Below are 25,179 nucleotides of genomic sequence, written 5' to 3'. Positions count from 1 at the left end.
GCGCTTTGAGTATTATTGCGATTGTTTTGGTTGTTTTTTCAGCGCTGCTTCATGCTGGTTGGAACGTATTAGGTAAGTCTGGCTCTGGCTCGGGCTATTCTTTTGCGTTGGTCGCCTCGCTTACCCCTTTTATTTTGCTTTCACCCTATCTTGTGTGGTGCCTCTCGGTAATTGGTATTACCAATATTACCGCTGATTTTCTTTGGTTACTGGTTTTTAGCTGTATTGGTCAGGCTATTTACTTAGTGAGTGTAATTAAAGCTTACGATCATGGCGACGTTGGCATGATGTATCCGATTGTGCGAGCTTTACCTGTTCTTATGGTGGGTATTGGCACGCTCATAGTAGGCCAGGCGTTATCAGGCAACGCTTGGTTAGGCTTTAGTATATTGACGATAGGGTGCTTATTAGTCCCTCTCACAACACTTCGTGAATTAAAGCTATCAGCGTATGCGAACATTGGCGTGCTGTGGGCTGTGATTGCTGCCATGGGCACAACCTTGTACTCCATTTTAGACAAGGAAGCGCTTAACTGGTTAGTGCTGGAAACGTCGGGGTTAAGCTCACAGCAGATCGCTATTTTCTATCTTGGCATGCAGTTTCTTGGTACATCTTCGGTGTTGTTGTGTTGGCTTATTTTGACAAACAACAAGTCGGAAATAGTCAATGCAAAGCGTCATTGGAAGGGCTCATCCATTGCTGGAATTATGATGGGACTGACCTACGGAATCGTTTTGTATTCAATGACATTGGTAGAAAACGTTAGCTATATTGTTGCGCTTCGACAGGTGAGTATTGTGTTTGGGCTTGCTCTGGGCATCACTGTCCTAAATGAGCGTTGGTTTCTTGTAAGAGGGCTAGGGGTTTCATTGGTTGTGACTGGTCTAGTGGTCGCGCTTGTCTAGAGTTGCTTATTGAACGCATAGTATTTCTAAAAAACGTGCTAGCGTTTTTCTGGGACAATATGCTGGTATCTATAGGAAAAATCACTCATTTCTTGTTCCGAATAGTTGCTCCGAACTCTTGTTGTTGAAGGTGGTTGGTGAGAGGTACTGAGCTTGGCTCGTCTCTCCTCGATAGGCCGAATGGGTCTGGGGCATAAACCGCCGTCGCAGGTAGGACATACGTTAAACAAAACGTCCTCTACACAATTTCTGAAAAAGGTACATTCGTAGCTACAAATCATCGCCTGCGTTGAATCTGCGGGTAAGTCTTTGTGTCGAAGGACAATAAAGACTGAAGCTATGACAATAAAACTCGAAACTTTTCGATGCTTTTTGTCGTAGTTTACCTTTTGCTCTAAGAAGGTTTTGCCCCAAAACCGTTTAGAGTAGATACTCTTCGCTAAACCTGTATGAGCTGATTGACCAACATTTTCTAATGTAGGATGTCTGACAGACAGTTCAGCAACTTCAAAAATAAAATGCTCACTAAGAGTAAAGTAGTCTACCCAGCATAGTTTAAGGATGAGTATGTCCAGAGACGGGTTGGCATGAGCACCGTTAGCACATTGTGCCCCTTTCTCACCCAGCACTGCTTTCTGTAACATTTTTTGGTATTCTCATTGCCTAAACTATCATAATGCGATAAACCCAAAATATTCCAAAAATTTGGTATGAGTGAGCATGTAATGCGAGTAAAAATAGGTAATACGAAATGCTAGTTTTTAACTGCACCAAAGCCGCAGTAGAGTTTTTTACGGTTACTCGTCAAGGCAAAAAGGTCTCACCTCTAGAGCCAGCACCGCATAAAACCATCGCAGAGTCTATTGAGACGCCTGCTTTTCCAAACGGTGTTGATACCGACACAAATGGTGGATTTCAATGGCAGTGGGTACTACATTGTGTATCCATTAAACGTAAAAAATACTTACTGGCGATGGATTATCAAAGTCGTTTTTGTATAACAGTACTAGCGGGAAAGAAGGGTGATATTTATCAGTTTCTCAACACCTTTGAGCCAATGCTAAAGGCGTGCTTTCACAGTCTAGCCAATGAAAATGGTGCAGATACGGTCGAGGTGGAGTGCTGTATTGACCATTACGACAGAGAGGTTAATGACTGTGCCTTCCACCCTCGAAGTGACCGTAGCGTGCAAGCTCACTTAAATGATGTTCATTGGCATCTTGAACGTCACTGCTATGAAGATGGAATGTTACTTGAAGATGTTGACCTACTCGGCTTTAATTTATTTTCAGGTCAGTTTCCTCGTAATAGTAAGCACAAGAAGGGGCACTTTTTTCCTAATGAAGAGTTTGTTAACCAGTGGCAACAGTGGGCATTAGAACCTCAACCAGTGGATATGAGTAATGTCATCGTGTTAAGGCATCACAGACAATAGAAAATCAGATAACAAGTTCGATATTGATGGAAAGGTGTAGAAGAGGAATCCAACTGCTAATAAAAGTGGTACGCTCTTCTCGCCAAAGAAACAATCAATACTACCATGAATTATCAACAGTTAACCCCGAGGGCAGAAGATACCAGTACTAGCGTGGGTAACTCGTCTTTGCCCCAAAGTTTGTTTGGAATGTTTAATGACATATAGAAGTGGACCCCAATGGTTGGACACATAAGCTAATTCCTTAAGTGGTTGATCCAGCTCATGCAGCGTATCTCTGCCTACCGAAGTAGACTTCATCAGGGGTTAGGTCATTGAGGCCTTGATGGTTACGCTCCTCATTATAAAACACCATGTAGTGGCCGATTTCAAGTTCGGCTTCACGGGGCGTGGTGTAAGCTTTTAAGTAAACCTCCTCATATTTCAGACTTCGCCATAATCGCTCGATAAAAACGTTGTCGATCCAACGGCCTTTCCCATCCATGCTGATCCGTACGCTATGGTCGAGCAACTTCTGTGTGAACTCAGTACTGGTAAACTGGCTGCCCTGATCTGAGTTGAAGATATCGGGTGGTCCGTAGTGTTGAAGCGCATCTTCAAGAGCATCAATACAAAAGCCTGTATCCATGGTGTTCGAGAGGCGCCAAGACAACACCTTACGGCTGTACCAATCGATAATGGCAACCAAGTACAGGAACCCTTTAGCCATCGGAATGTACGTGATATCAATAGCCCAAGCTTGGTTGGGGTAAGTAACTTCGATGTCACGCAATAGGTAGGGATAAACCTTGTGTGCTTTGTTCGCCAGTGTCGTTTTTGGCTTGGGATAAATCGCTCCAATGCCCATTTCACGCATGATCCGAACGATACGCTTGCGATTAACCTTATGGCCTTTTTTAGCCAGCTCAGTTCGAACACGCCTACTGCCCATGAACGGATACTGAAGGTGAATTTCGTCAATCATTCGACGCAATTCAATCTCCTCAGTAGAAAGTCCGATGGGTTGGTAATAAGCCGTAGAGCGAGCAATATTAAGAAGCTCGCACTGGCGCTTTATCGGTAGTTGGGTGGATTTATCCAGCGAACTCTTTCGCTGTGCTCGATCTAACGACCGAGCACTTTCGCCAAAAAATCATTTTCCATGGTCAATTGACCGATCTTAGCGTGAAGTTTGTCCACTTCTTCAGAATTGTCTTTGCCCAACTGACTTTCAGAGGCAAAGATCATGGCTGCATTTTCAAGCAGCTCTTTCTTCCATGTTGAGATCTGGTTGGGGTGCAGGTTGTACTTCTGTGCTAACTCAGCGACAGTTTTATCACCTTTAGCGGCAGCCAATGCCACCTTAGCTTTAAATTCGGGAGAGTGGTTTCTGCGTTTTCTAGTCATAATCTGCTCCAGTATTTCTGGGTACTATCAAAACAGATCAATCACTTAAAGTCATGTCCGAAAATCGGGGACCACTTCTCTTTGGGTAGGTTAAACTTGGCATCGATCCTGGTATTGTATTTGAAGCCGTCATTTTCAAACTGAGTAAAATCATTTTTCCAGCGCACAGAGGTGCCCGCTCTAGCATCCTCAGTCACACGCTCATCAGCAAAGAAATCATCAAACCAAACAGCAGGTTGGCAAAACTTGGTGTTCAGATAGTGATAAGCTCTGGAGATGGCTCTATCGTCCTCGGGTTTGCTCAAGCACTTCTCTTCAGTATCTTCAGCCCAAGAGGGGGCGGATAATCCTGTGAGTAGGAATGTGATGAAAATGGCTCTACGCAAACGGGTTCCTTTAGTTTGTGTCACTGATTTCTATTATCGTAGATGTAACAATAAATGTCATGAAGTGTTTGATTTGGTTTTAAAAAATGTTAGAAAAAGAAAATATAATTAAGCTTGCTCGAATGAAAATGCCGTTTGGGAAATTTGCCGGTAGGGTACTCATAGACTTGCCTGAGGAGTACCTGTTGTGGTTCCAAAATAAGTCGGAATGGCCGTCTGGTGAATTAGGACAGTTACTGCAATTGTGTTTAGCGCTAAAAGTCGAAGGATTGGACTCGGTGGTGAAGCCATTGAAAGAAGATCAGGACAGGTATTAGGCTGTTAAAACACTTGCCTTCGAAAAGGAGTAGGCATAGTATGATTTTAATTGAGCGATCGTTCATTTAAGTGGTTAAGCCAAATTCAAGGAGATGTTATGACTGAACAATATGTACCGCCGAAGATCTGGGTCAATGATGCAGAGGGTGGCAATAAGTGGGCGAACATTAACAGCCCTGAATCGGGTGCACGATTTGAGCGAGAACTGCCGGTAGGTGAGCACGCATTTCAGTTGTATTCGCTTGGAACGCCTAACGGCCAGAAAGTGACCATATTGTTTGAGGAGCTTTTAGCCGCAGGTGTTAAAGAAGCAGAATATGATGCCTACCTGATTAAAATCGGTGAGCTAGACCAATTCTCATCGGGTTTTGTGGGTGTAAACCCAAACTCAAAAATCCCGGCATTAGTCGACAAAACCGGCAGTGAGCCAGTCAACGTATTTGAATCAGCGTCCATTCTTGTGCATTTGGCAGAGAAGTTTGATCACTTCCTGCCTAAATCTGGTCCAGAGAGAACCCAAACATTCAATTGGCTGTTCTGGGCACAAGGTTCTGCGCCGTTTTTGGGCGGTGGCTTTGGGCACTTCTATGCTTACGCCGATGAAAAGCAAGAGTACCCAATTAATCGCTTTGCGATGGAAGCCAAGCGTCAGTTGGATGTGCTCGATAAGCAACTAGCGGATAATCCTTTTGTCGCGGGCGAAGAGATCACCATCGCAGACATGGCGATTTGGCCATGGTATGGCAATTTGGTTCTAGGGAATCTTTACGATGCTGCAGAGTTCTTGCAAGTAGAGACCTATACCAATGTGGTTCGCTGGGCAAAACAACTTGAGCAGCGCGAAGGTTTTCAGCGTGGGCGTGTTGTAAACCGTTCGTTTGGTGAAGAATCGGAGCAAGTACCAGAGCGTCACAGCGCCGAAGATATTGATAAGGTGCTCATGCTTCAAGCGTAGAGCTATACTCTAAAAAAACCGAATATTAGAAGAGCCAGTGATGCATTCACTGGCTCTTTTTTGTCTTCAGAACTATGAAGGATTTCATCAATCAAAAGGAAGTTACTGTTAAGAATTTACCGTCATAGACTAGCCAACACGTTAGTCACATTGAGAACTGAGCAATGATGCTCAGTAAGGTAATAAACATGAAAAAAACAGTAGTAGCGCTAGGTATGCTTGTAGCCCTTTCAAGCAACGCGTTTGCCGGAAACTTGGCTCAGGACAAAGCCAAAATTGCGGATGATATGCCAATGCTGCAAACTCAAGTCGCTGAAGACCTGGTGATTCAAGAGGATCTAGACGCCAATATGGAAGCGGTAGATTATGATGGTTATGTTGTTGAACACTACAAAGAAACCTACGTAACGCATCATCAAGCAAAGAAAATGGGTTTAGAGAAAGTCGACCGATTCCGCGTCTATGAACACAATGACATAGACAAGCTAAGTGATGAAATCGCAGAGCAGATTGAGCTTGACCAACCCGACTATTTTTCTGTCAATATGTACCGTGACTACTTTGAAGACAGCGGACTATTTCGTTACGTCGCGATTGTTACTGAGTATCGCTAATCCCTGAACGTTTACAATTAACTGCCTTACCAGTACATCAATATTTACTCGAAACGCCAATCACTATTCGGAGAAGCGCTAATGAAGAGCATCGTTGTTTAGATATTGAACAGGTAGGGCGGGAAACGAAAGTTACGAATGAAAAACGTTTGTATTAAGCTCATATATAGCTAGACTGTAGCACAAGGCAATCTCCGTAAAGTTATCGGAGATTTTTTTTGCCTATTTTTTACAATTTGTCGCCCTATGAAAGTGACAAGTTATTTTAATTCAGCCCATTCGGTGTAGAATTCTTTTCATAGTGCATTTTGACCCATTCGGACGCGGTTTCCCCCGACGACGTGATGGATGTATGCAACCCTTAAAGGTACTTAAGGACACATGATGGTAATACCTGATAAAAGCAGCATAGTAATTTTTGGTGCTTCTGGAGATTTAACTTACCGTAAGCTAATCCCAGCTTTATATCGACTGTACCAAAGCGGTCAACTTCCCCAATCATTTTACATTCTTGGCGTAAGTCGCACTGAATACAGTGATGAGAGCTACCGCGAGAAGATTAAGAAGTCCCTTCAAGAATTCGAACAAACAGAACAAGTGGTATTAGATGAGTTCATGAACCATCTACACTACCAGGCGATCAATACCTCTGACACAGCTGATTACGCCAAGCTTGTAGCGAGACAAGATGAACTTGCTGCTCACTACCAATTGGAACAACGTAACGTTCTTTACTATTTAGCGACACCACCAAGTCTCTATTCAGTGATCCCTGCGAGCCTTGCGGCGCACGGGTTGAATAAAGAAGATGACGGCTGGAAGCGATTGATCGTTGAGAAACCATTTGGTTATGACCTCGCTTCTGCAAAAGAGTTGGGTAAGAAAATTCACACTCATTTTGAAGAAACTCAGCTGTATCGAATTGACCACTATCTTGGAAAAGAAACGGTTCAAAACCTGCTGGTGTTCCGCTTCTCAAATATCATGTTTGAGCCTCTTTGGAACCGAAACTTCATCGAGTATGTAGAAATTACCGGTGCTGAGTTTTTAGGTGTTGAAGAGCGTGGTGGATACTACGATGGCTCAGGCGCTGTGCGCGACATGTTCCAAAACCATTTGCTGCAAGTATTAGCAATGGTGGGCATGGAGTCTCCTCCTCGCATAAACGCAGACGCTATTCGTGACGAAGTGGTTAAGGTACTGCGAAGCCTCAAGCCACTTGATGAGAATGACCTGACTAATAACTTAGTATTGGGTCAATACACAGAATCTGAAGTGCGTGGCGAGTTCTTGCCTAGCTACCGTGACGAGAACGGTGTTGCCGATGACTCACGTACAGAGACCTACATAGGCCTGAAGGCTTACATCAACAACAGCCGTTGGAATGGTGTACCTTTTTACGTTCGTACCGGTAAGCGACTGCCGACGCGCGTTACCGAGGTGGTTATCCACTTTAAAGACACGCCTCATCCAGTGTTTGGTCAAGATGCTCCTGAGAATAAGCTTATTATCCGTATTCAACCGGATGAAGGTATTCAAATCAGCTTTGGTTTGAAAGAGCCGGGTGCAGGTTTCCACGCCAAAGAAGTGAAGATGAACTTCCACTACAAGACGCTGAATGAAGCCCATATGCTGACGGCTTATGAGCGCTTGTTGCTTGATGCATTAAATGGCGACGCAACCTTGTTTGCACGTTCAGATGCAGTCGAAACATGTTGGGAATATGTTCAGCCGATTCTGGACTTTAAAGAGCGCCCACAAGCATTGTTTGGTTACGCTAGTGGTACATGGGGGCCGAAAGAGTCTCATGATCTGCTAGAGCGTGATGGAAAAATGTGGCGCTTCCCATGCAAAAACTTAACAGACACAGATTATTGCGAGTTATGATGAATACCAAAATTTTTGAAACTCCAGCACAGGTAGTAGAGCAGCTTGCCGAGGAGCTAAAAGCATTTAGCCAACTAGGCAGAGCGGTGCACATCTCTTTGTCTGGTGGCAGCACGCCAAAAATGTTGTTTAAGTTATTAGCAACGCAGCCTTACGCTAGCGATATCCAATGGCAGAACCTTCACTTCTGGTGGGGTGACGAGCGCTGTGTAGCGCCTGACGATGCAGAAAGTAACTTTGGTGAAGCCAACGCATTGCTATTTACGCCTGTAGGCGTCCCTGCGCAGAACATTCACCGTATTCTTGGTGAAAACGACGCTGAGCAAGAAGCGGTTCGTTTTGCCAGTGAAATGCTCGAAGTTATCCCTTCAGAAAATGGTGTTCCAGTGTTTGATTGGATCCTATTGGGTGTGGGCGCGGATGGACATACCGCGTCTCTATTCCCAGGCCAAACTGATTACAGTGAAGAAAAACTGGCTATCGTTGCTGCACACCCAGAATCGGGTCAGCTTCGAATTTCTAAGTCAGCTCAAGTACTTCAAGCGGCAAAACGTATCAGCTACTTGGTGCTTGGCGCAGGTAAAACCGACATCGTAAACGAGATCTACCACACTCCGGCTGAGGAGTTGCCCTATCCAGCGGCAAAGATTCACTCCATTGCGGGTGAAACAGAGTGGTTTTTAGATTCAGATGCAGCAAGCAAGATTGCTTAAGATAAGAATATTAGGAGAGAGTGTATGAAAGGTGATATTGGTGTAGTTGGACTCGCAGTAATGGGTCAAAACCTTATCTTAAACATGAACGACCACGGTTTTAAAGTTGTAGCACACAACCGTACTGCCGCGAAGGTAGATCAGTTCCTTGAAGGCCCAGCGAAGGACACTAACATCGTTGGTGCATACTCGCTGCAAGAGATGGTCGATAAGCTAGAAACGCCTCGTAAGGTGATGCTTATGGTTCGTGCGGGTGATGTTGTAGATAGCTTTATCGAGCAACTTATCCCTCTACTAGACAAGGGTGATATCATCATCGATGGTGGTAACACTAACTACCCAGACACTAACCGCCGTGTTGCTTACCTTCGTGAGAAGGGCATTTACTTCATCGGTACTGGTGTATCTGGTGGTGAAGAGGGCGCTCGTTTTGGTCCTTCTATCATGCCAGGTGGCTCCCCAGAAGCATGGGAAGCGGTAAAACCTATTCTTCAAGGCATCTCTGCGAAAACAGATAAAGGCGAGCCTTGTTGTGATTGGGTAGGTAACGATGGCGCAGGTCACTTCGTTAAAATGGTACACAATGGCATCGAATACGGTGACATGCAGCTTATCTGTGAAGCATACCAGTTCATGCAAGACGGCCTTGGCATGTCTGCTGACGAGATGCAGAAGGTATTTGCTGAGTGGAACACCACTGAGCTAGACAGCTACCTTGTTGAAATCACAGCTGACATCCTAAAGTACCGTGACGAAGATGGCGCACCTCTAGTTGATAAGATCCTAGATACCGCAGGCCAAAAAGGCACAGGTAAATGGACGGGTATCAATGCTTTAGATTTGGGTATTCCGCTAACGCTTATCTCTGAATCAGTATTCTCTCGCTGCCTGTCTTCACTGAAAGATCAGCGCGTAGCGGCAGAGAAGCTATTTGGTAAGACGGTTGAGCCTGTAACAGGTGACAAGCAAGAGTGGGTTGATGCACTTCGTCAAGCGCTTCTAGCGTCAAAGATCATCTCTTATGCTCAAGGTTTCATGCTGATGCGTGAAGCGTCAAATGAGAATGGTTGGGATCTAAACTACGGTAACGTAGCACTAATGTGGCGTGGCGGTTGTATCATCCGTTCTGCGTTCCTGGGCAACATCCGTGATGCGTTTGATACTGATCCTGAGATTGCATTCCTTGGTTCAGATCCTTACTTCAAGGCAATCCTAGAGAACTGCCTAAGTGCATGGCGTAAGGTTGCGGCTAAGTCACTAGAAGTGGGTATCCCAATGCCGTGTACGACTTCAGCGCTGTCGTTCCTTGATGGTTACACTACAGCTCGTCTGCCAGCGAACCTTCTGCAAGCTCAACGTGACTACTTCGGTGCTCACACTTATGAGCGTATCGACCGTGAGCGTGGCGAATTCTTCCACACTAACTGGACAGGTACAGGCGGCGACACTGCGTCTACTACGTACGACGTTTAATATTTAGGGTCTGTTGATCTTTTGAGGTTATTTTTGTAGCGATTTGTTGGGTATTAATACAAGGCAGTCGCTTTTAGGTGTGGTGGTTCCACATGAAAAGTGACTAACGCCGTAGAAATGCCCAACAAAGCGCTATCCGAAGGGCTCGTCCAGAACCCATTTACTCTGTGTTGAGCGACTTTTGCTTAGATGACTAGGCGGCAAGTCCCTCGCCTTGATTAAATGACTTCTGGTCGAGCAAAATTTAATCGCAAAAGGTCAACAGACCCTAGTCTCTAGCGCTCATTTTTTACAGCGCACAATTTGAGATTGATGTGAGAAGGTGACTTGTTTTCAAGTCACCTTTTTTGTTTCAAGAGGGTTCAACGGCACATGGGTAGTCTATTCAGAGCACTTGATTTCCTATATCATTAATTAAAACAAATAACAGGTAATACAATATGACTAACTTTTTTAACGACGCTGCCTCTGAGCTACTAGGTCGTCGCATTGCGGGCACAAAAGCACCACGTCTAGCGGAAAACATTCGCCCGACATCTCTAGAAGATGCACTGCAAGTTCAAGCAGCAATGATTGAAGCTAAGAACGGTCAAGTAGGTGGTTGGAAGTGTCTAAACCCACTATCTGAAGACAAGTACATCGTAGCGCCTATCTTTTCTGATAGCGTACAACAAGGCGACACTTGTGAGCTGTTTGCTGACAATGGCGTTGCGCGTATTGAACCTGAAATTGGCTTTACGCTAGGCAAAGACCTGCCAGCTAACCCAGAAGGTTACACCGAAGAGCAAATCAACGATGCGATCGGTTCTTGCCACATGGCTCTAGAGCTTATGCAAGCGCGTTTTGCTGCTGATAGCGATGCTGAGTTCTACGAGAAACTAGCAGACTGCATGGTTAACCAAGGTCTATTTGTTGGTCCTGAAATTTCACGTGAAAAAGCATTCGACGCGGCTAAAGTGAACGTTGCTGTTACACAAGGCGACCACGTTCAGACGTTTGACGGTGAGCACCCGAACCAGTCAGCACAAAGCCCAATCTACTGGCTGATTAACTTCATGACTCGTCGTGGCGTTGAGTTCAAAGCTGGCGAAACGATTATCACTGGCTCTTACTGTGGCATCGTAGAAGTTGCATTTGATAAGCCAACGACCATCAAGTACGACGGTATTGGTGAATACGAAGTGGTATTTAGCGCTAAAGCGTAAATTCAGACTCTGTTTGCCTAAATAAAAAGCAGAAGCCCTAGGGCTTCTGCTTTTTTAATGCGTGTTTGTCTAGCTTTGCGTTACAAGGTAACGGCTAGTTCTCTTTTCTGGTGGTCTAGGTACTCATCATAAGTGCCTTGGAAGTTCACCAGCTTCTTATCTTTGATATCGATGATAGAAGTCGCTAGAGAAGAGACGAACTCACGGTCATGACTAACGAAGATCAGCGTGCCTTGATATTCTTTAAGCGCAGAGTTCAGCGCTTCGATGGCTTCCATGTCCATGTGGTTCGTTGGCTCATCCATAATCAACACGTTGATGTCTTGCATCATCAACTTGCCAAACAGCAGACGGTTTTTCTCACCACCAGAACAGTTCTTTGCTTTCTTGTTGGCATCGTCAGCGGTAAACAGTAGACGGCCTAGAATGCCACGTACCATAAGGTCATCGTGCTTAACGGTGCGCCACTGAGAGATCCAGTCAAAGATAGTTAGGTCATTATCGAAGTCAGCAGTGCTATCCTGCGGGCAGTAACCGATAGAGGCATTCTCTGACCATTTCACCACGCCGTGTTTTTGCTCTAGTTCATTCACTAGGCAGCGTAAGAACGTTGTCTTACCAACACCGTTCTCGCCAATAACCGCAAGGCGACTTCCTGCTTCAAGGAGTAGGTTACCCCCTTCAAACAGAAGCTCATCATCGAATGCGTGTCCAATGTCTTTCAGTTCAAGCGCTTGACGGTGCAGCTTTTTTCCTTCGCCGAAGTCAATGGATGGGCTAATACGGCTTGATGACTTAACTTCATCTAGCTTGATCTTGTCCATTTTCTTAGCGCGAGAGCTTGCCTGTTTTGCTTTAGAGGCGTTCGCACCAAAGCGGTTTACGAAGTCTTGTAGTTCGCTGATTTCTGCCGCTTTCTTAGCGTTGCTTGATAAAAGCTGCTCACGGATGAGCCCAGAAGCTTCAAGGAAGTATTCGTAGTTACCTGGGTAGATACGCAGCTCACCGTAGTCGATATCGGCCATGTGAGTACATACAGAGTTCAGGAAGTGGCGATCGTGCGAGATGATGATCATGGTGCACTTACGCTGATTTAACTCTTCACCCAGCCAGTTGATGGTGTGAATATCCAAGTTGTTGGTAGGCTCATCTAGAAGCAAGATATCTGGATTAGCAAACAGTGCCTGCGCCAGTAGTACGCGCAACTTCCAACCTGGAGCAACCTGCTGCATCAAACCGAAGTGAAACTCTTCTTCGATACCGGCTTGAAGAAGAATGTCGCCAGCACGGCTTTCTGCTGTGTAGCCGTCCATCTCTGCAAACTCGCTTTCAAGCTCAGCCACTTTCATGCCGTCTTCTTCGCTCATCTCTGGAAGAGAGTAGATACGGTCGCGCTCTTGCTTAATTTCCCAAAGCTTGCGGTCACCCATGATAACCACATCAATCACATTGTATTGCTCAAATGCGAACTGGTCTTGGCTTAGCACACCTAGCTTTAGTCCAGGAGTAATAGAGACATTGCCTGAGCTTGGCGTTAATGCACCACTCAAGATCTTCATGAAGGTTGATTTACCACACCCATTAGCACCAATAAGGCCATAACGGTTGCCGTTACCAAATTTAGCAGAGATGTTTTCAAATAACGGCTCTGCGCCAAATTGCATTGTGATGTTTGCGGTAGATATCAAAGAACTATTCCTGAGAACTAAAGTAAGGGTCTGCTTAATCAAAGACAGTGACTAAACAGTGAGATACGAGGCGCGGAATTATACAGACTTATTCGATAAAAGACAGTTATGAGATATATGTCACATAAATGATTTCATTGATCAGATGTATAAAATAGCAAGGATAGGGGATTTCTGGGTTCGGCAGAATAAAAAAGCCAGCTTATTAAAGCTGGCTTCGGGGCAATGGTTTATTTGTATTAGCCTAGGAAGGCAATATAACCCTGCAGAACAAGTAAGTTCACGATATCGATAAAGAAGGCACCCACAATAGGCACTACCATGAAGGCCTGTGGTGAAGGGCCGTAGTGGTTTACTAGAGAACCCATGTTCATTACCGCCGTTGGCGTCGCACCCATACCAAAACCACAGTGACCGCCGGTGATTATGGCGGCGTCATAATTACTGCCCATAACCCTAAAGGTTATGTTGTATGCAAATACCGCGAGCACACAGGTTTGCACGCCTAGAATGACCAACAGTGGCATAGCAAGATCAAAGATCTCCCACAATTTTAGGCTCATCAGCGCCATCGCTAGGAACAGTGCTAGTGATACGGTACCGATAATATCGACAGTGTCGGTATTGAACTTGTACGCACCGGTAAACTCGTAGATGTTTGTCAGAATAACACCAAGGAACAATGCAAATACAAAGTCAGGGATACCTTTAAGCCAACCGATACCTAACCCTGAAGTGTACTCCTTGATGTAAGTCGCACCCACAACGCACACCAAAACCATGAACATGGTTTCAATGACGCGACGAGGTGTCACCTTGTCTTCCTCAGTTTCGTTATAGGTAACGACATCTGGGAATTTCTCATGGTGCTGAGAACCGTCACCGTACTCAGAAATCAAGTTGTGCTTATTGATTCTGCGCTGAGCAACAGGGCCACCAATAAGACCCCCCACAATCAGACCAAAAGTTGCAGAGGCCATGGCGAACTCGAGCGTTTTAAGCCCGTACAGTTCATCGAAGGTTGCAGCCCAAGCCGCACCTGTACCGTGACCACCAGAGAGTGTAATTGAACCGGCTACCAAACCCATCAATGGGTTTAAGTCCATCATGCTAGCAAGGCTCACGCCTATGGCATTCTGGATGATGATATAAACGGAAGCCACCCCTAAGAAGATGAATACTTTCTTACCGCCTTTAAGCAGTTGAGAGTAGCTTGCGGATAGACCCACGGTAGTGAAGAACATCAGCATCAGTATCTTTTCTAGAGGTAGTGTGAAATCTAGGTTGATACCGTTGAAGTGCAAAACAGTGATGATGATGGCAATGATAAGGCCACCAATAATCGGTTCAGGCACTTTGTATTTTTTTAAGAAGGGAACCCTTCTGTTAATGAACTGGCCCAGAAAGAGTACAAAAATCGCAATGAGAAACGACTCTAAGCTGCCAATAGTATAAGTAGTAGTCATAAAGCTCCTTTAATGCACGGCGAAAACCGCTGTGGAGATGAGTATTGGATAACTATAGACGAAAGTTGAAAGGCCATCGTAACTAGTTAGTCCAAATTTAGGAGGGCGGATTATACGCCAGAAACCTCAAATTTCAATTACCACTTTCCGCCACGCGAAAATTAAATGATTATGACTGTTTGATTTTTAAACTATTTTTCTCTTCGATCAAGGCAGCTTGGTACAGTTTTGGGGTTAAACCACTGAAGCGTTTAAAGGCTCTAGAGAAGTGAGAAATGTCCGCATAACCCAGCTGAACAGAGACTTGTATCAGGCTCAAATTTCGACTCATAAGCTCACAAGCGGTATCAAACATAAGGCTGTTCTTGATCGCTCTAAATGAATTTTTTTCTTGCTGTAAGCGACGCTGAAGCGTACGAGAGCTCATATCAAACAGTGTCGCTGCTAAATCAATATCGAGGTGTTGTTCATGCACGTAGGGCTGCAAGGCAGTATATATAGTATCGGTGAAGGTACTGTGCCAAACAATTTCCTTTGGTTCAGGCTCGGGATATGGCGTATAGATAAGGTTATCTAGTAAATCTAACTCTACGCTTATCTTTGTTATTTTTTGCCCAAATAGAAGTTGAACCTTACTGGGTATGTTTTTGGCAAAATCACCGTCTAGGGATTGTTGCAGTGAGACTGACTTTGGACGCCAATTCGTATTGTTAACTAGCACTCTCAATAATTCGGTGCAGTACAAAACAGTAAATATCTCGCGCCAGCCTTCAGGGTGTAAGTTCTTAAGATTGGCGGTGCAAAACCAAGCCGTATCCTCATCCACTTCTAAGTATTGAGAACTGGCTGGTATGGATTCACGAATCAGTAGATTGAACTTCACTAACACATCACGAACTGTAAGCTTTTTAGAGAGTGAACGTACAAACTGAGGTATTAAAACACTCCGTAGCGTCTTTTGTACTATTTCTACGTATGCGAATATTCCGCTCTTATGATAAATATGTTCGGTTAGAATCATTATTGGCTTGGTTGACAACATGTTATCGTCACCCTGCAATAATTCTCGGCTAATGTTGGCAGCTTCCAGCGCATCGCTGGTATCGATGCCATTTCTCTCAAATTCCACAACTAAAGCATTTAACGCATCTGCCCTTACTAGCGGTATAGACCCGTCGTTGGCCTCATCAGGCTGTTTAGGTATTGCGGACTTAAATGCTTTAGGCTTCAATTCGATAGTTCTCATCAAAAGTGATTAAATTATAAGAAGTTATTTGTGCTTCACAGGTTACTTGTGGAGATTCTGCGACTTACTATCTATCAATAATATACTGAATTCACTAACAACTATGAAAATATTCTTAGTTCCTTCGATTTTATCAACTTTTGTAACGGTGATTGTTTGCACAAGAGCGAAAAGGAATAAAGTCACCACGAAATTCAAACAAGAATAGTGACTAGGCTGGGAATAGGCTACACAAACGGCCATTATTAAATGGATGGCGCATTTACTGCGAGTGATTTGCCTATGACTCTGATTCTAAACTAGGTTTTAACTTTAAATACGAATATAAATAATCTCTATTTGTAAAAAAGCCGTACTACACTCTTCTTAACTCATAAGGAAGGAGAGGGTGTCATGCGTCATTTTTTAACTGCAGCGTTAATCTTGGGTTCGGTTAATGCTGTAGCCGGTGAAGATATTGTTTATGAAGTCGACGGTAAAGCTTATCAAGGTTACTGGTCTAAGGTTTCAGATTCAGCACCACTGGTACTGCTGGTTCACGATTGGGATGGTTTAACAGACTACGAGATCAAGCGAGCAGAAATGCTTAACGAGCAAGGCTACAACGTGTTTGCCGCGGATCTTTTCGGACAGGGCGTTCGGCCAACAGAAGTAAAAGATAAGAAGCAACACACAGGCGAGCTTTATAAAGATCGCGCCAAACTACAGAAGTTGATGGCGGAGAGTCAGCGTAAAGGCGAGATGCTCAATGGCGGCGGTGATAACACTGTGGTGATGGGGTATTGCTTCGGTGGCGCTGCGGTACTTGAGGCCGCTCGCGCAGGCGCAGATGCCAAAGCCTTTGTGACCTTCCATGGGGGTTTAACCACACCAAAAGGCCAAAGCTACAAGATGACCAAGGCACCAGTCGTTGTCTTCCATGGCACAGCTGATACGGCCATTACCATGAAAGATTTCGCGATGCTCGCAGATGAGCTAGAGAAAACGGGCATCAAGCATGAAATGGTCTCTTACGGCGGCGCACCTCATGCCTTTACTGTGTTTGGCTCAGAGCGTTACCGCGAAGATGCAGACATGAAATCATGGACACGATTCAATGAAGTGTTAGTAGAAGTGACTAAGTAAATCTCCTATTTACACTCAAATATCGTATAAAGCTGGACGTATCTTTTCACTGAAGATCCGTCCTCTTCTTTTTTAAGGGGGTGGGCGTGGGCTTTATAGCAGGGCTGGAGGTTGAGAGATTGCATCACGTCATCAAGCTTTGGCGCCGAAGATTGAGCCAACAGGATCCCTTGCTGTGCATACTCTGCAAAATCATCAGGTAATTGGTTGTGCCACCAGTCAAGCAGTTGCTGACTGGTGTTAATGCGATTTAGCCAGTGATCACACACCAGTACCACACAATCGTTCGGTTGGATGGCATAGGCATATTCTTCTCTCCATAGATTCAGGGTATTAGAAAGCTGTCCCTTGAACACTTTATTGGCGGTTTTTATCGAGTACGGAAATAGCCACACACTGCCATACGGCAGTGTAATTCGGCGATAGGCAGTGTTTTCACTGTCATTAGTTGTGTCTAACTCAATTGAATGACTAGTGAGAGTAGTGCCAAACTGCTTCGCGATTACCTGCAGGCGACGTTCTACCAGAGAGGTTAAGTGATTGTTACTTATTCCTCGGTTGTGCACGGTGGGGTAGTGCTGTTTTGACAGGGAAAGACAGTCGTTTTGAACTGCTTTAAGAGCCTGGATAACGATGTCTTTGAGCAAATTTCTGTCCGATAAATAGATATTATGTCAATGATTTTACTATAGTTTAAATTGTAAGCTTAAGTAAATCGCGGAGTTCCTTCAAATTCTTTGAATAAGTCTGTCAAATTCAACCAATCGTAGTTTTATTTAGTTCGCGCATACTAGCTCTATCTTGTAGTCTAGTTGTTAAATAAAGGAAACGGTTAAGTGACTGAGTTACTTATGGAGCAAAGGAGTAGTACGTTGAAAACCTATAATCGCACCGCTCGCATTATTCACTGGATTTCTGCTGTAACCGTCATTGGAATGTTTGCTGTGGGCTGGTGGATGGTCGATCTGAACTACTATAGTGAGTGGTATCAAACCGCGCCGTTCTGGCATAAATCAATAGGGATTATTCTCGCAGGGTTAACTATTTTCCGTGTCGTTTGGAAGGCTATAACAGGCGCACCTAAAGTTGAAGGCAATGCCTTTGAAGTGAAAGCAGCCAAATCAGCGCACCATCTTATGTATCTTTTGCTGTTTGTTTTGTTTGCTTCGGGTTATTTGATATCGACGGAAGATGGCAGGGGAATCTCTGTATTTGACTGGTTCGAAGTACCAGGACTAGGAAAGCTGTTTGAAGGACAAGCGGACCTTGCTGGCACAGTACATTATTATGTGGCATTTGCCCTGATTGGATTGGCAGCTATCCATGCCTTAGCTGCACTTAAACATCACTTTATCGATAAAGACGATACGCTACGCAAAATGATAGGAGGTTCAAAATGAAGAAATTAACGGCTGCTCTAGGATTGGCACTTGCGATGGCTACACCTCTGTACGCTAACGCGGCAGACTATGTAATTGATACCCAAGGTGCGCATGCATCCATTAACTTTAAGGTAAGTCACCTTGGTTATAGCTACATTAAGGGACGCTTTAACCGTTTCTCTGGTGAATTTAGCTATGATCCTGCAAACGTTGAAGCCTCTTCAGTAGAAGTGAAGGTTGATACAACGAGCTTGGACTCTAACCATGCAGAGCGTGATAAGCACATTCGAAGCGGCGACTTCATTGATGCTTCTAAGTACAGTGATGCGGTATTTAACAGTACTAAAGTTGTCGATAAGGGTGATGGTAACCTAGAAATCATGGGTGATTTGACGCTACATGGCGAAACCAAACCAATCACCATTGAAGCTAACTTTATTGGTCAAGGTAAAGACCCGTGGGGCGGCGAACGCGCTGGCTTTATGGGCACAACCCGCCTAGAACTGGCTGACTTTAATATTCCAGTTATGGGTACTTCGAGCTATGTAGATATGGAACTGCATGTCGAAGGCAAGAAAAAGTAACGTTTAAACTCTGTACCTTTTCTTTTCACCTCGCTTGATTCATTCAAGCGAGGTTTTTTTCATTATTAACAACTCATTTGTTCTGTCTACGAGTCATTATAATTCATGACCTAATGTGCGCTTGTCGCTTAACGCTTTGTGTGTGTCTTTTACATAAAACACGCTACCGACAGTAACCGCTGCACCTGCTACAACTAGCCCCGGATTACCAATGGCTGCGATAGTAGCCACACTCGCAAGAATAAAACCAGCCGATCCGCGCGTAGCTTTCTTCTCTAGTTTTTCATAATCCGTATTTTCTAGGTAGTCTATACGCTGTTCATAATCAGACTTAGCCTTACTGACAGATTCGGCATAGTCAGCTTCAACGTATGCAGGTTCAGATTGTGTTTCATTGTTGGTTTCTAAGGTCTGAGCTTCGTCTGCTGTGGCATGGGCAGAATCAACAAAGCTAGAGTAGTCAGCGAGTGCAGAAGTAGAAACAAACAGAAGTACGATGAATGTAAACAGTTTTTTCATAGTTTAGCTCCAATATAAATGGGTAAATTAGGCATCGTAAACTTGTTTTATGAGATGTTTTCTCATGGACGGTAATTATGGATAGCGATTATGCTATTTAAGTCTGCCTAAACGTATAAACATTGCTTCGGTTCTCATGGCGAAAGCGCCGTGTAACCACATCGTTCATAATATTTAGGCGTATCTTATATGAAATGAAAATAGGATATATGCGGTTATATTTGGTTGATTCATAAATACCAGTTATGGTTTACGAAGCAGAACCCTGTTGGAGCGTTATCATTTCTTTGTTTATTCAGAAAAATTAAGTATTCCCATTAGCCATACTGATCACCCGTTTGAGCGTCCAGCGAATGAGCAGTGGCACTACACCGTCTCCGTGAGTTTCACAGTATTCAACAATCGCCAGAGCTACGTCGGGCTTAGCGTGTTTCTTCAATGCCCTTACAATCACTTTTTTCGCTGGGATAGGGTGGTCATAAGGGATCTTCACCATGTCTCTAAAGAACTTCTCAAAGCCATTGTTATAAAGGTAGTGCTCAATATCCTTATCCGGGAGCTCAGTCAGTCGGTGCCGTTCTTGCTCCCCATGGAGCATTGTTCTCACAGAGGCTGCATATTTTTTACCTGCGGCGTCACCATCTGTCACTACATGCCAGTCAATATCAAACGCGCGAGCGACTTTGAGTAACGATTTTAGCCCTGATTGCGCGAACTCAACGATTTGCACACCCTCGGCGGCGAGATCGTAGCCACACAATTTGGCTAATTCGTTAAATAGCCAGACCTCCGTTTCACCTTCAACTAATAGCCAGCACCTTGCAAATAAAGCGCTAGAACGATGAAAGCGTATATGAAACCCGACACGTCTTAGTTCGTCTGACGAGAGCATCTCAGGGCGAATGTATTTGGCTTCTGTGCGATCTGATTTTCGAACCAATCGTTTGATACTTCGCAGAGGCACTGCCCCTAGTAAAACAGCCGAATTGGTGGTGAGTATTTTCTGCATCGGCATCATTTGCAGTAATGCCCAGGCCCGAGCAAGGTGAGTGGGGTGAAGCCGACCCTCAGGATCTTCAACGATCAGTAAGGGTCTTGCACAGCGTCGTAGCTCGGTGTTCCCCTTTGCTTGCAGGTAATTGTTCAATAGCCCCATTAGTAGCAAACGAGTCTGTCGGTCTTTGGTTTGGTCAACAAACTGCTTCAGCGACATCTTGCTACCCGCACTTGAGGTAAAAATGCCATCTCGCAGTGCTCTAGGGTCGTGCCTTGAGTGAGTTTTATAGGAAAAGTAGTGATCGACAAGGTCGTGCATGGTCTTAACGCTGCTTTTCATCTCTTCTTTACTGATAAGGCCTGGGTGTGAGATGAGGCGGCGACAGGTGTTCTTTATTCTGCGTTCGATCTTAGAATCCGGTTGAGGAGACTCTTCAAGGCGTTGAAAACGTCTTGAATCACGCAATCGAATGACAGGATGCAGAATCATCAATTCTTGTGCGAGCTTTGCGGTGTGATGCAACTGCTTTGGAATTCCCTCGCGATTTAAAAAGGCGTAGTGTGTTGTGACTTTAGTACCCTCTAGTGTGGCACTGAGTCGATAAATGATTTCAGAGCGACCATTTGAACGCTCATTCCATGCGGGTTTTATTTTGCGGTAGCGACCGGATCTTGGTTCATTGTTGCTACTAGCGCGCAGCTTAAGCACTATCTGAAGATGCTGGGTTTGAGGGTGTGAGATTGAGTAATCAACATGAAAATCACGCATTTCAAATTGATAGGGTTCTGCATTCGTCGGTAAGGCAACAGATAGGGCATCGAGTAACGATGATTTACCCCATGTGTTTTCTCCAATCAGGGTTGTCAGTTGTTCAAACGGCAAAGAAAGGCGCTTTATGCCCCGAAAGCCAGAGATTTCGATTCGCTCTAATTGCATAATCTACCCCTTTTCCTTTCATTATAGAAAACAGACCGGATTTGCACTGCGAAGCTTCGCATGTTTCTAACTAATTGATATTTTATGTTCTTCTAGGGAAATTAGAACCTAAACAAGCCACGTAGATACTGGGTCAGATAAGGTTTTATACGCTCCAGAAAATAATTCATTGGTTTGTCATATTCGCCCGACTACAATGGCCTTGAAACTAGAGATGAATGAATGAAGAAAAGAATGAAAAAAGTGACAAGGATACGGGTCGCTCACATCAACGATACCCACTCATATTTTGAGCCAACAACACTACAGCTGTCTTTAAATATAGAGAATCAAACGTTAAACCCTTATGTAAGCGTAGGGGGATTCGCACGTATAAAAACACGTTCGCAAGAGCTTAAACAGCAATCCGACCAAGCAGGTCGAGAGTTTCTTTTTTTGCACGCCGGTGACTGCTTTCAAGGGACGCTGTACTTCTCCTTATTCAAGGGCGAAGCGAATTCAAGGCTGCTAAATCAACTCAACCTAACCGCAATGACGCTGGGAAATCATGAACTGGACATGGGCAACGGTCCCCTTGCCACGTTCGCCAATGAAATCAACTTCCCTTTATTGTGTGGCAACTGGGATCTCTCAAATGAACTTCAGAGCAAGCCCCTAAGACTTAGCGAAACCCCAAGTGTACACTCACATCAACCACACTCTAAAAGCGCCAAGTGGCTGACCCATGAAGTGGATGGTGAACAGATTGCGATCTTTGGTTTATCCATAGATAAGATGATGGACATTGCAAACCCTGATCCCGACACTCCGTTCGTCAATGCCACGCAAACGGCCATCAACACGGTTGAACAAATCCGTGAATCAGGGATCAACAAAATCATACTGCTTAGCCACCTTGGCTACGATGCTGATCTGAAGCTTGCTGAGAGTGTTAAGGGTATTAGCCTGATTATTGGAGGACATTCTCACGTCCTGCAGGGTGATTTTAGCGAACTGGGCTTGTCGTGCCGAGATGAGTACGGAAAACGCGTTAACGACACTTACGTTGTGCAAGCAGGCCTGCACGCACAAGCCATCGGCCACTGTGATATTGATTTTGATGAATCGGGCAAGGTCGTTGCATTTCTTGGTCGAAATGAGCTTCTGATTGGTCGTCGGTTGTGCCTTGATGCGACGATGAGCGATTGCGACTGTGATGGCGAATATAATCAGGTGTTCGACTATTTACAGTCTCATCCTAATATCGTGCGCTGTAAAAAAGACCCTGCGATACATCAACTATTAACTGAAACCTATAAACCAGAGGTGCATGCGCTGCAAACGAGTGTTGTAGGCCATCTTAAAACTGGGCTGAGGCACGTAAGGATCCCTGATGAAAAAGGGCCGAGTGAGATTTGCTCGTTAGTTGCTGAGTCTTTCTACCATGCGATGCGCCATCGTGGGCACAGCATAGATTTTGCAATACATAATGCGGGTGGTGTGCGCTGCTCTTTAAATGCGGGGCCAATCAGTAAGGCTGACATTGCCGGTAAATTACTGCCTTTCATCGTACCCATTGGCGTATATTCCATTGAAGGGCGTCATATTAAGGACGTGCTGGAAGGCGCTATTGATAACGCTGTTGATGAAAGTGGAACAGGCTCAGGAAGCTACCCGTATTCCTATCAGTTGGATTATCAGGTAGTGCTTGATGCGAAAAAAGGTCAGCGCGTAAAAAACCTAAGGATCTATGATGAGGTTCGTGGCTGGACAGACATTCGCGACGATCACGTCTATTGGGGCACGTCTTCAGCTTACACAATGAAGGGTAAGGAAGGGTATTCGGCGATACTGAACTGTCGTGATGATTGGACGGTGACTGAGATGTCGATGGCTGATTGCTTCCTAGAGTTTGTATCAAGAGAAGCATTGCGCTTTGAGACACAAATTAAATTAGGCCTAACCACATAAATTTTCACTTTTTTATTGTGACTGTTTTGTAAACAAAAACTGCCTTTAAATAGCCATAGGAATTTATATTCACAGAATAGTGCGTAAATTGCGGATTTATGCATCTATTCCGTAGGTTGATTTTTGCACTTGTTACTGCGTTGTAAAATTAGAAAAACTAATCCGAAGGCTGAATTTTACTCGTTTTATTCTTACACTGATTTTGCCTATATTTGCGCCATAACTTATTGAAACTTACCAGAAATTAAAGAGGCACTCATGGCGCAAGTAATGAATCTTAACACCGTGGCAGTACCTAGCTCTCAGGAAGCAAAGAGCTATTCTATTGATTTCAAAGGATTGATGATGCACCTTGTTGATATTCTTTTCGGCAAAGGTCAGACTACTACAACTTACTATGCATCTGATCTTTCGGATCACATGCAAAAAGATTTGGGTATGACGCGCTAATAGATTAGCCATACTGCACATTATTCGAAAGCCCTGCTCTCTTTGAGAGCAGGGCTTTTTTGTGGTTGCTCGTAAATGAGTGGCAGCTGAAAACATAAACGGCAGTGAGTGGTATGGTTACATCGCCAAGCGGTGCTTTCACAAAAAACCGGTTTCATGCTAAATCATAACTTCTATTTAAGCTTTCCCAGTGCTTAGCGCAGCCAGTACTGAACTACTAGTTGGTAAATTCAATTGCATAGTTGATGAATTTGATTTTGTAAATGATTGGGGTGGAATTAATTTTTGATTTTAGTGTATAGTCAGGCTTACAGTTGTTAAGAAGGACTAATTCATGAAAACACTAATCTTAGGTCTCTCTCTGGGCCTGATGACCGTGGGTGTTGCACACGCGGACCGTCTAGACGATATCCAGAAAGAGGGTGTACTAAGAGTAGGTACTACGGGTGACTATCGCCCATTCTCTTACCACGATGGCGAGACACTTAGTGGTTACGATATTGATGTGGCAAAGCATATGGCTGATCAGCTTGGCGTCAAGGTTGAGTTTGTGGAGACCACTTGGAAAGGGCTGTTGGATGGCCTAGCGCAAGATCAGTATGATATTGCTATGGGGGGTATTACTCGTAAGATGCAACGTCAGTTGAACGCTGAGCAGACTCAAGGCTACATGACGTTTGGCAAGTGCTTTTTGGTCGCTAAAGGCAACGCAGAAAAATACGATACCCTAGAAGAAGCAAACCAAGCCAGCACTAAGGTGGGCTATAACATTGGTGGGACAAACGAGTTGTTCGCCAAAGAACACCTGACTAGCGCCAAGTTTACTACCTATGAAAATAATCTAGATGTACCTGAGGCGGTTGCAGAAGGTAAGGTCGATGTGATGGTCACCGAGACGCCAGAAGCTCTGTATTATCAAAGCATTGATAAGCGCTTAGAGGCATCAAGTTGTGCTGACCCATTCACTAAGAGCCAGTTCGGCTACTTGATCCCTAAAGGGGAGCAACGTCTTCTTAATACTGTAAACTTCATTATGGATGAGATGAAACTAAAAGGCGTTGAAGAAGATTTGATGGAAAAGAACGCCCTTAAATAATGTGGTGTCAGATATCAAAAGGTTCCTTCCTTATTAACTGGAACTGAACTATAAACGGTAGTGGGTGTAAGGTTACATCGACAAACATAGCCTTTATCAAGCTACCGTTTTCATGCTAAATACTGCTTTCTTTCCTCATACAGCGAAAGCTTTTGGTTTGTATACTCCCTGACGGTGTCCAATGCGTTCAGTGGTTAACCATCAAAGAAACCGGATATTGGGCATTCCTTTCAAAATGTTGGTTCAGACAAGAGGCATGAAGTGTTCAAATTGTGGTATCGCAACTGAAACTATTTCTCTAGATTAAACCTTATCTCCGTTTCATCATTCGATCCATTGATGCCAATGATAGCAATTGCAAGAAATTCTCTACATTTAAAGCCCTCTTTTTCGTATCGCTCTTTAATTCATCACTAGGCTCAATTGAATACTTAAATAAGAGTGAGGATCGGTATAAGCCTGA

General features: G+C 44.4%; 24 protein-coding genes. 15 read left to right on the top strand and 9 right to left on the bottom strand.

Features of this window, described 5'->3' with window-relative positions:
- Window positions 1-5 precede the first annotated feature (5 nt).
- Window positions 6-905 (top strand): EamA family transporter, encoded by a 900-nt coding sequence (locus A6E01_RS16630; RefSeq protein WP_017027020.1) that lies wholly within the window; start codon window positions 6-8, stop codon window positions 903-905.
- 38 nt (window positions 906-943) lie between these two features.
- Here the strand turns inward: A6E01_RS16630 and A6E01_RS21030 are convergent, their stop codons facing one another.
- Window positions 944-1,549, bottom strand: a complete 606-nt coding sequence (locus tag A6E01_RS21030) for a DUF1272 domain-containing protein (protein ID WP_082961395.1) — start codon at window positions 1,547-1,549, stop codon at window positions 944-946.
- Between the two features lie 107 nt (window positions 1,550-1,656).
- Between A6E01_RS21030 and A6E01_RS16620 the strand changes: the two genes are divergently transcribed.
- Window positions 1,657-2,340: a DUF6933 domain-containing protein gene (locus A6E01_RS16620; RefSeq protein WP_017030185.1), complete on the top strand. Its 684-nt coding sequence runs from the start codon at window positions 1,657-1,659 to the stop codon at window positions 2,338-2,340.
- 262 nt (window positions 2,341-2,602) lie between these two features.
- Here A6E01_RS16620 and A6E01_RS16615 read toward each other — a convergent pair.
- A protein-coding gene (locus A6E01_RS16615) for an IS3 family transposase (protein ID WP_102477418.1) occupies window positions 2,603-3,726 on the bottom strand; the annotation gives its coding sequence in 2 pieces (ribosomal slippage) (window positions 2,603-3,474 and window positions 3,474-3,726; 1,125 coding nt in all).
- Between the two features lie 41 nt (window positions 3,727-3,767).
- Entirely contained in the window at window positions 3,768-4,112 is a 345-nt protein-coding gene (locus tag A6E01_RS16605) for a hypothetical protein (RefSeq protein ID WP_065210752.1), read from the bottom strand.
- Window positions 4,113-4,198: 86 nt separating this feature from the next.
- Here A6E01_RS16605 and A6E01_RS16600 point away from each other — a divergent pair, with 86 nt between their 5' ends.
- The 7 genes from A6E01_RS16600 (at window position 4,199) to A6E01_RS16570 (ending at window position 11,277) form a co-directional block, all read left to right on the top strand.
- A complete protein-coding gene (locus tag A6E01_RS16600) occupies window positions 4,199-4,429 on the top strand; it encodes a DUF3820 family protein (RefSeq protein ID WP_065210751.1) in 231 nt (76 codons plus the stop codon).
- Window positions 4,430-4,527: 98 nt separating this feature from the next.
- Window positions 4,528-5,385, top strand: a complete 858-nt coding sequence (gene yghU / locus A6E01_RS16595) for a glutathione-dependent disulfide-bond oxidoreductase (protein WP_017028062.1) — start codon at window positions 4,528-4,530, stop codon at window positions 5,383-5,385.
- A 188-nt stretch (window positions 5,386-5,573) separates the two neighbouring features.
- Window positions 5,574-5,999, top strand: coding sequence for a hypothetical protein (locus A6E01_RS16590; RefSeq protein WP_017028063.1), 426 nt, complete (start codon window positions 5,574-5,576; stop codon window positions 5,997-5,999).
- A 384-nt stretch (window positions 6,000-6,383) separates the two neighbouring features.
- Window positions 6,384-7,886 carry a glucose-6-phosphate dehydrogenase gene (gene zwf, locus A6E01_RS16585; RefSeq protein ID WP_017032323.1) on the top strand — a complete coding sequence of 501 codons (1,503 nt, stop codon included), beginning with the start codon at window positions 6,384-6,386 and terminating at the stop codon, window positions 7,884-7,886.
- On the top strand, window positions 7,883-8,599 hold the full coding sequence (pgl, locus tag A6E01_RS16580) for a 6-phosphogluconolactonase (RefSeq protein ID WP_017028065.1): 717 nt from the start codon (window positions 7,883-7,885) through the stop codon (window positions 8,597-8,599). Before zwf ends, pgl begins: the two co-directional genes overlap by 4 nt.
- A gap of 24 nt (window positions 8,600-8,623) precedes the next feature.
- On the top strand, window positions 8,624-10,072 hold the full coding sequence (gnd, locus tag A6E01_RS16575) for a decarboxylating NADP(+)-dependent phosphogluconate dehydrogenase (RefSeq protein WP_065210750.1): 1,449 nt from the start codon (window positions 8,624-8,626) through the stop codon (window positions 10,070-10,072).
- Window positions 10,073-10,512: 440 nt separating this feature from the next.
- On the top strand, window positions 10,513-11,277 hold the full coding sequence (locus tag A6E01_RS16570) for a hypothetical protein (protein WP_017028067.1): 765 nt from the start codon (window positions 10,513-10,515) through the stop codon (window positions 11,275-11,277).
- A gap of 80 nt (window positions 11,278-11,357) precedes the next feature.
- Here the strand turns inward: A6E01_RS16570 and A6E01_RS16565 are convergent, their stop codons facing one another.
- The 3 genes from A6E01_RS16565 to A6E01_RS16555 form a co-directional block, all read right to left on the bottom strand.
- Complete coding sequence (locus A6E01_RS16565; protein ID WP_082961393.1) at window positions 11,358-12,965, bottom strand: ABC-F family ATPase; 1,608 nt, start codon at window positions 12,963-12,965, stop codon at window positions 11,358-11,360.
- 239 nt (window positions 12,966-13,204) lie between these two features.
- Window positions 13,205-14,431 (bottom strand): sodium/glutamate symporter, encoded by a 1,227-nt coding sequence (gene gltS / locus A6E01_RS16560; RefSeq protein WP_017028069.1) that lies wholly within the window; start codon window positions 14,429-14,431, stop codon window positions 13,205-13,207.
- Window positions 14,432-14,600: 169 nt separating this feature from the next.
- Window positions 14,601-15,677 carry a helix-turn-helix domain-containing protein gene (locus A6E01_RS16555; protein WP_065210749.1) on the bottom strand — a complete coding sequence of 359 codons (1,077 nt, stop codon included), beginning with the start codon at window positions 15,675-15,677 and terminating at the stop codon, window positions 14,601-14,603.
- 393 nt (window positions 15,678-16,070) lie between these two features.
- On the opposite strand from A6E01_RS16555, the gene A6E01_RS16550 reads away from it, so the two are divergent.
- Window positions 16,071-16,802, top strand: coding sequence for a dienelactone hydrolase family protein (locus A6E01_RS16550; RefSeq protein WP_065210748.1), 732 nt, complete (start codon window positions 16,071-16,073; stop codon window positions 16,800-16,802).
- Between the two features lie 5 nt (window positions 16,803-16,807).
- Here the strand turns inward: A6E01_RS16550 and A6E01_RS16545 are convergent, their stop codons facing one another.
- Window positions 16,808-17,449: a hypothetical protein gene (locus A6E01_RS16545; protein ID WP_065210747.1), complete on the bottom strand. Its 642-nt coding sequence runs from the start codon at window positions 17,447-17,449 to the stop codon at window positions 16,808-16,810.
- A gap of 204 nt (window positions 17,450-17,653) precedes the next feature.
- Here A6E01_RS16545 and A6E01_RS16540 point away from each other — a divergent pair, with 204 nt between their 5' ends.
- Together A6E01_RS16540 and A6E01_RS16535 are read left to right on the top strand one after the other, a co-directional pair.
- Window positions 17,654-18,202 (top strand): cytochrome b, encoded by a 549-nt coding sequence (locus tag A6E01_RS16540; protein WP_038132945.1) that lies wholly within the window; start codon window positions 17,654-17,656, stop codon window positions 18,200-18,202.
- On the top strand, window positions 18,199-18,768 hold the full coding sequence (locus A6E01_RS16535) for a YceI family protein (protein WP_017028074.1): 570 nt from the start codon (window positions 18,199-18,201) through the stop codon (window positions 18,766-18,768). The genes A6E01_RS16540 and A6E01_RS16535 overlap by 4 nt, the downstream gene beginning before the upstream one ends.
- Before the next feature lie 96 nt (window positions 18,769-18,864).
- Here A6E01_RS16535 and A6E01_RS16530 read toward each other — a convergent pair whose 3' ends face one another.
- Both A6E01_RS16530 and A6E01_RS16525 read right to left on the bottom strand, forming a co-directional pair.
- Window positions 18,865-19,287, bottom strand: a complete 423-nt coding sequence (locus A6E01_RS16530; RefSeq protein WP_017028075.1) for a hypothetical protein — start codon at window positions 19,285-19,287, stop codon at window positions 18,865-18,867.
- Window positions 19,288-19,591: 304 nt separating this feature from the next.
- On the bottom strand, window positions 19,592-21,220 hold the full coding sequence (locus A6E01_RS16525) for an ATP-dependent endonuclease (RefSeq protein WP_017028076.1): 1,629 nt from the start codon (window positions 21,218-21,220) through the stop codon (window positions 19,592-19,594).
- Between the two features lie 234 nt (window positions 21,221-21,454).
- Here A6E01_RS16525 and A6E01_RS16520 point away from each other — a divergent pair, with 234 nt between their 5' ends.
- The 3 genes from A6E01_RS16520 (at window position 21,455) to A6E01_RS16510 (ending at window position 24,716) form a co-directional block, all read left to right on the top strand.
- Window positions 21,455-23,170, top strand: coding sequence for a bifunctional metallophosphatase/5'-nucleotidase (locus tag A6E01_RS16520; RefSeq protein WP_065210746.1), 1,716 nt, complete (start codon window positions 21,455-21,457; stop codon window positions 23,168-23,170).
- Window positions 23,171-23,428: 258 nt separating this feature from the next.
- The gene (locus A6E01_RS16515) at window positions 23,429-23,620 is read left to right on the top strand and encodes a hypothetical protein (protein WP_017028078.1); all 192 of its coding nucleotides are present in this window, start codon (window positions 23,429-23,431) and stop codon (window positions 23,618-23,620) included.
- Window positions 23,621-23,954: 334 nt separating this feature from the next.
- The gene (locus tag A6E01_RS16510; RefSeq protein WP_017028079.1) at window positions 23,955-24,716 is read left to right on the top strand and encodes a transporter substrate-binding domain-containing protein; all 762 of its coding nucleotides are present in this window, start codon (window positions 23,955-23,957) and stop codon (window positions 24,714-24,716) included.
- Window positions 24,717-25,179 lie beyond the last annotated feature (463 nt).

The sequence above is a fragment of the Vibrio breoganii genome (assembly GCF_001677275.1).
Classification (GTDB): Bacteria; Pseudomonadota; Gammaproteobacteria; order Enterobacterales; family Vibrionaceae; genus Vibrio; species Vibrio breoganii.
This window is presented reverse-complemented; position numbering and strand designations above follow the sequence as displayed.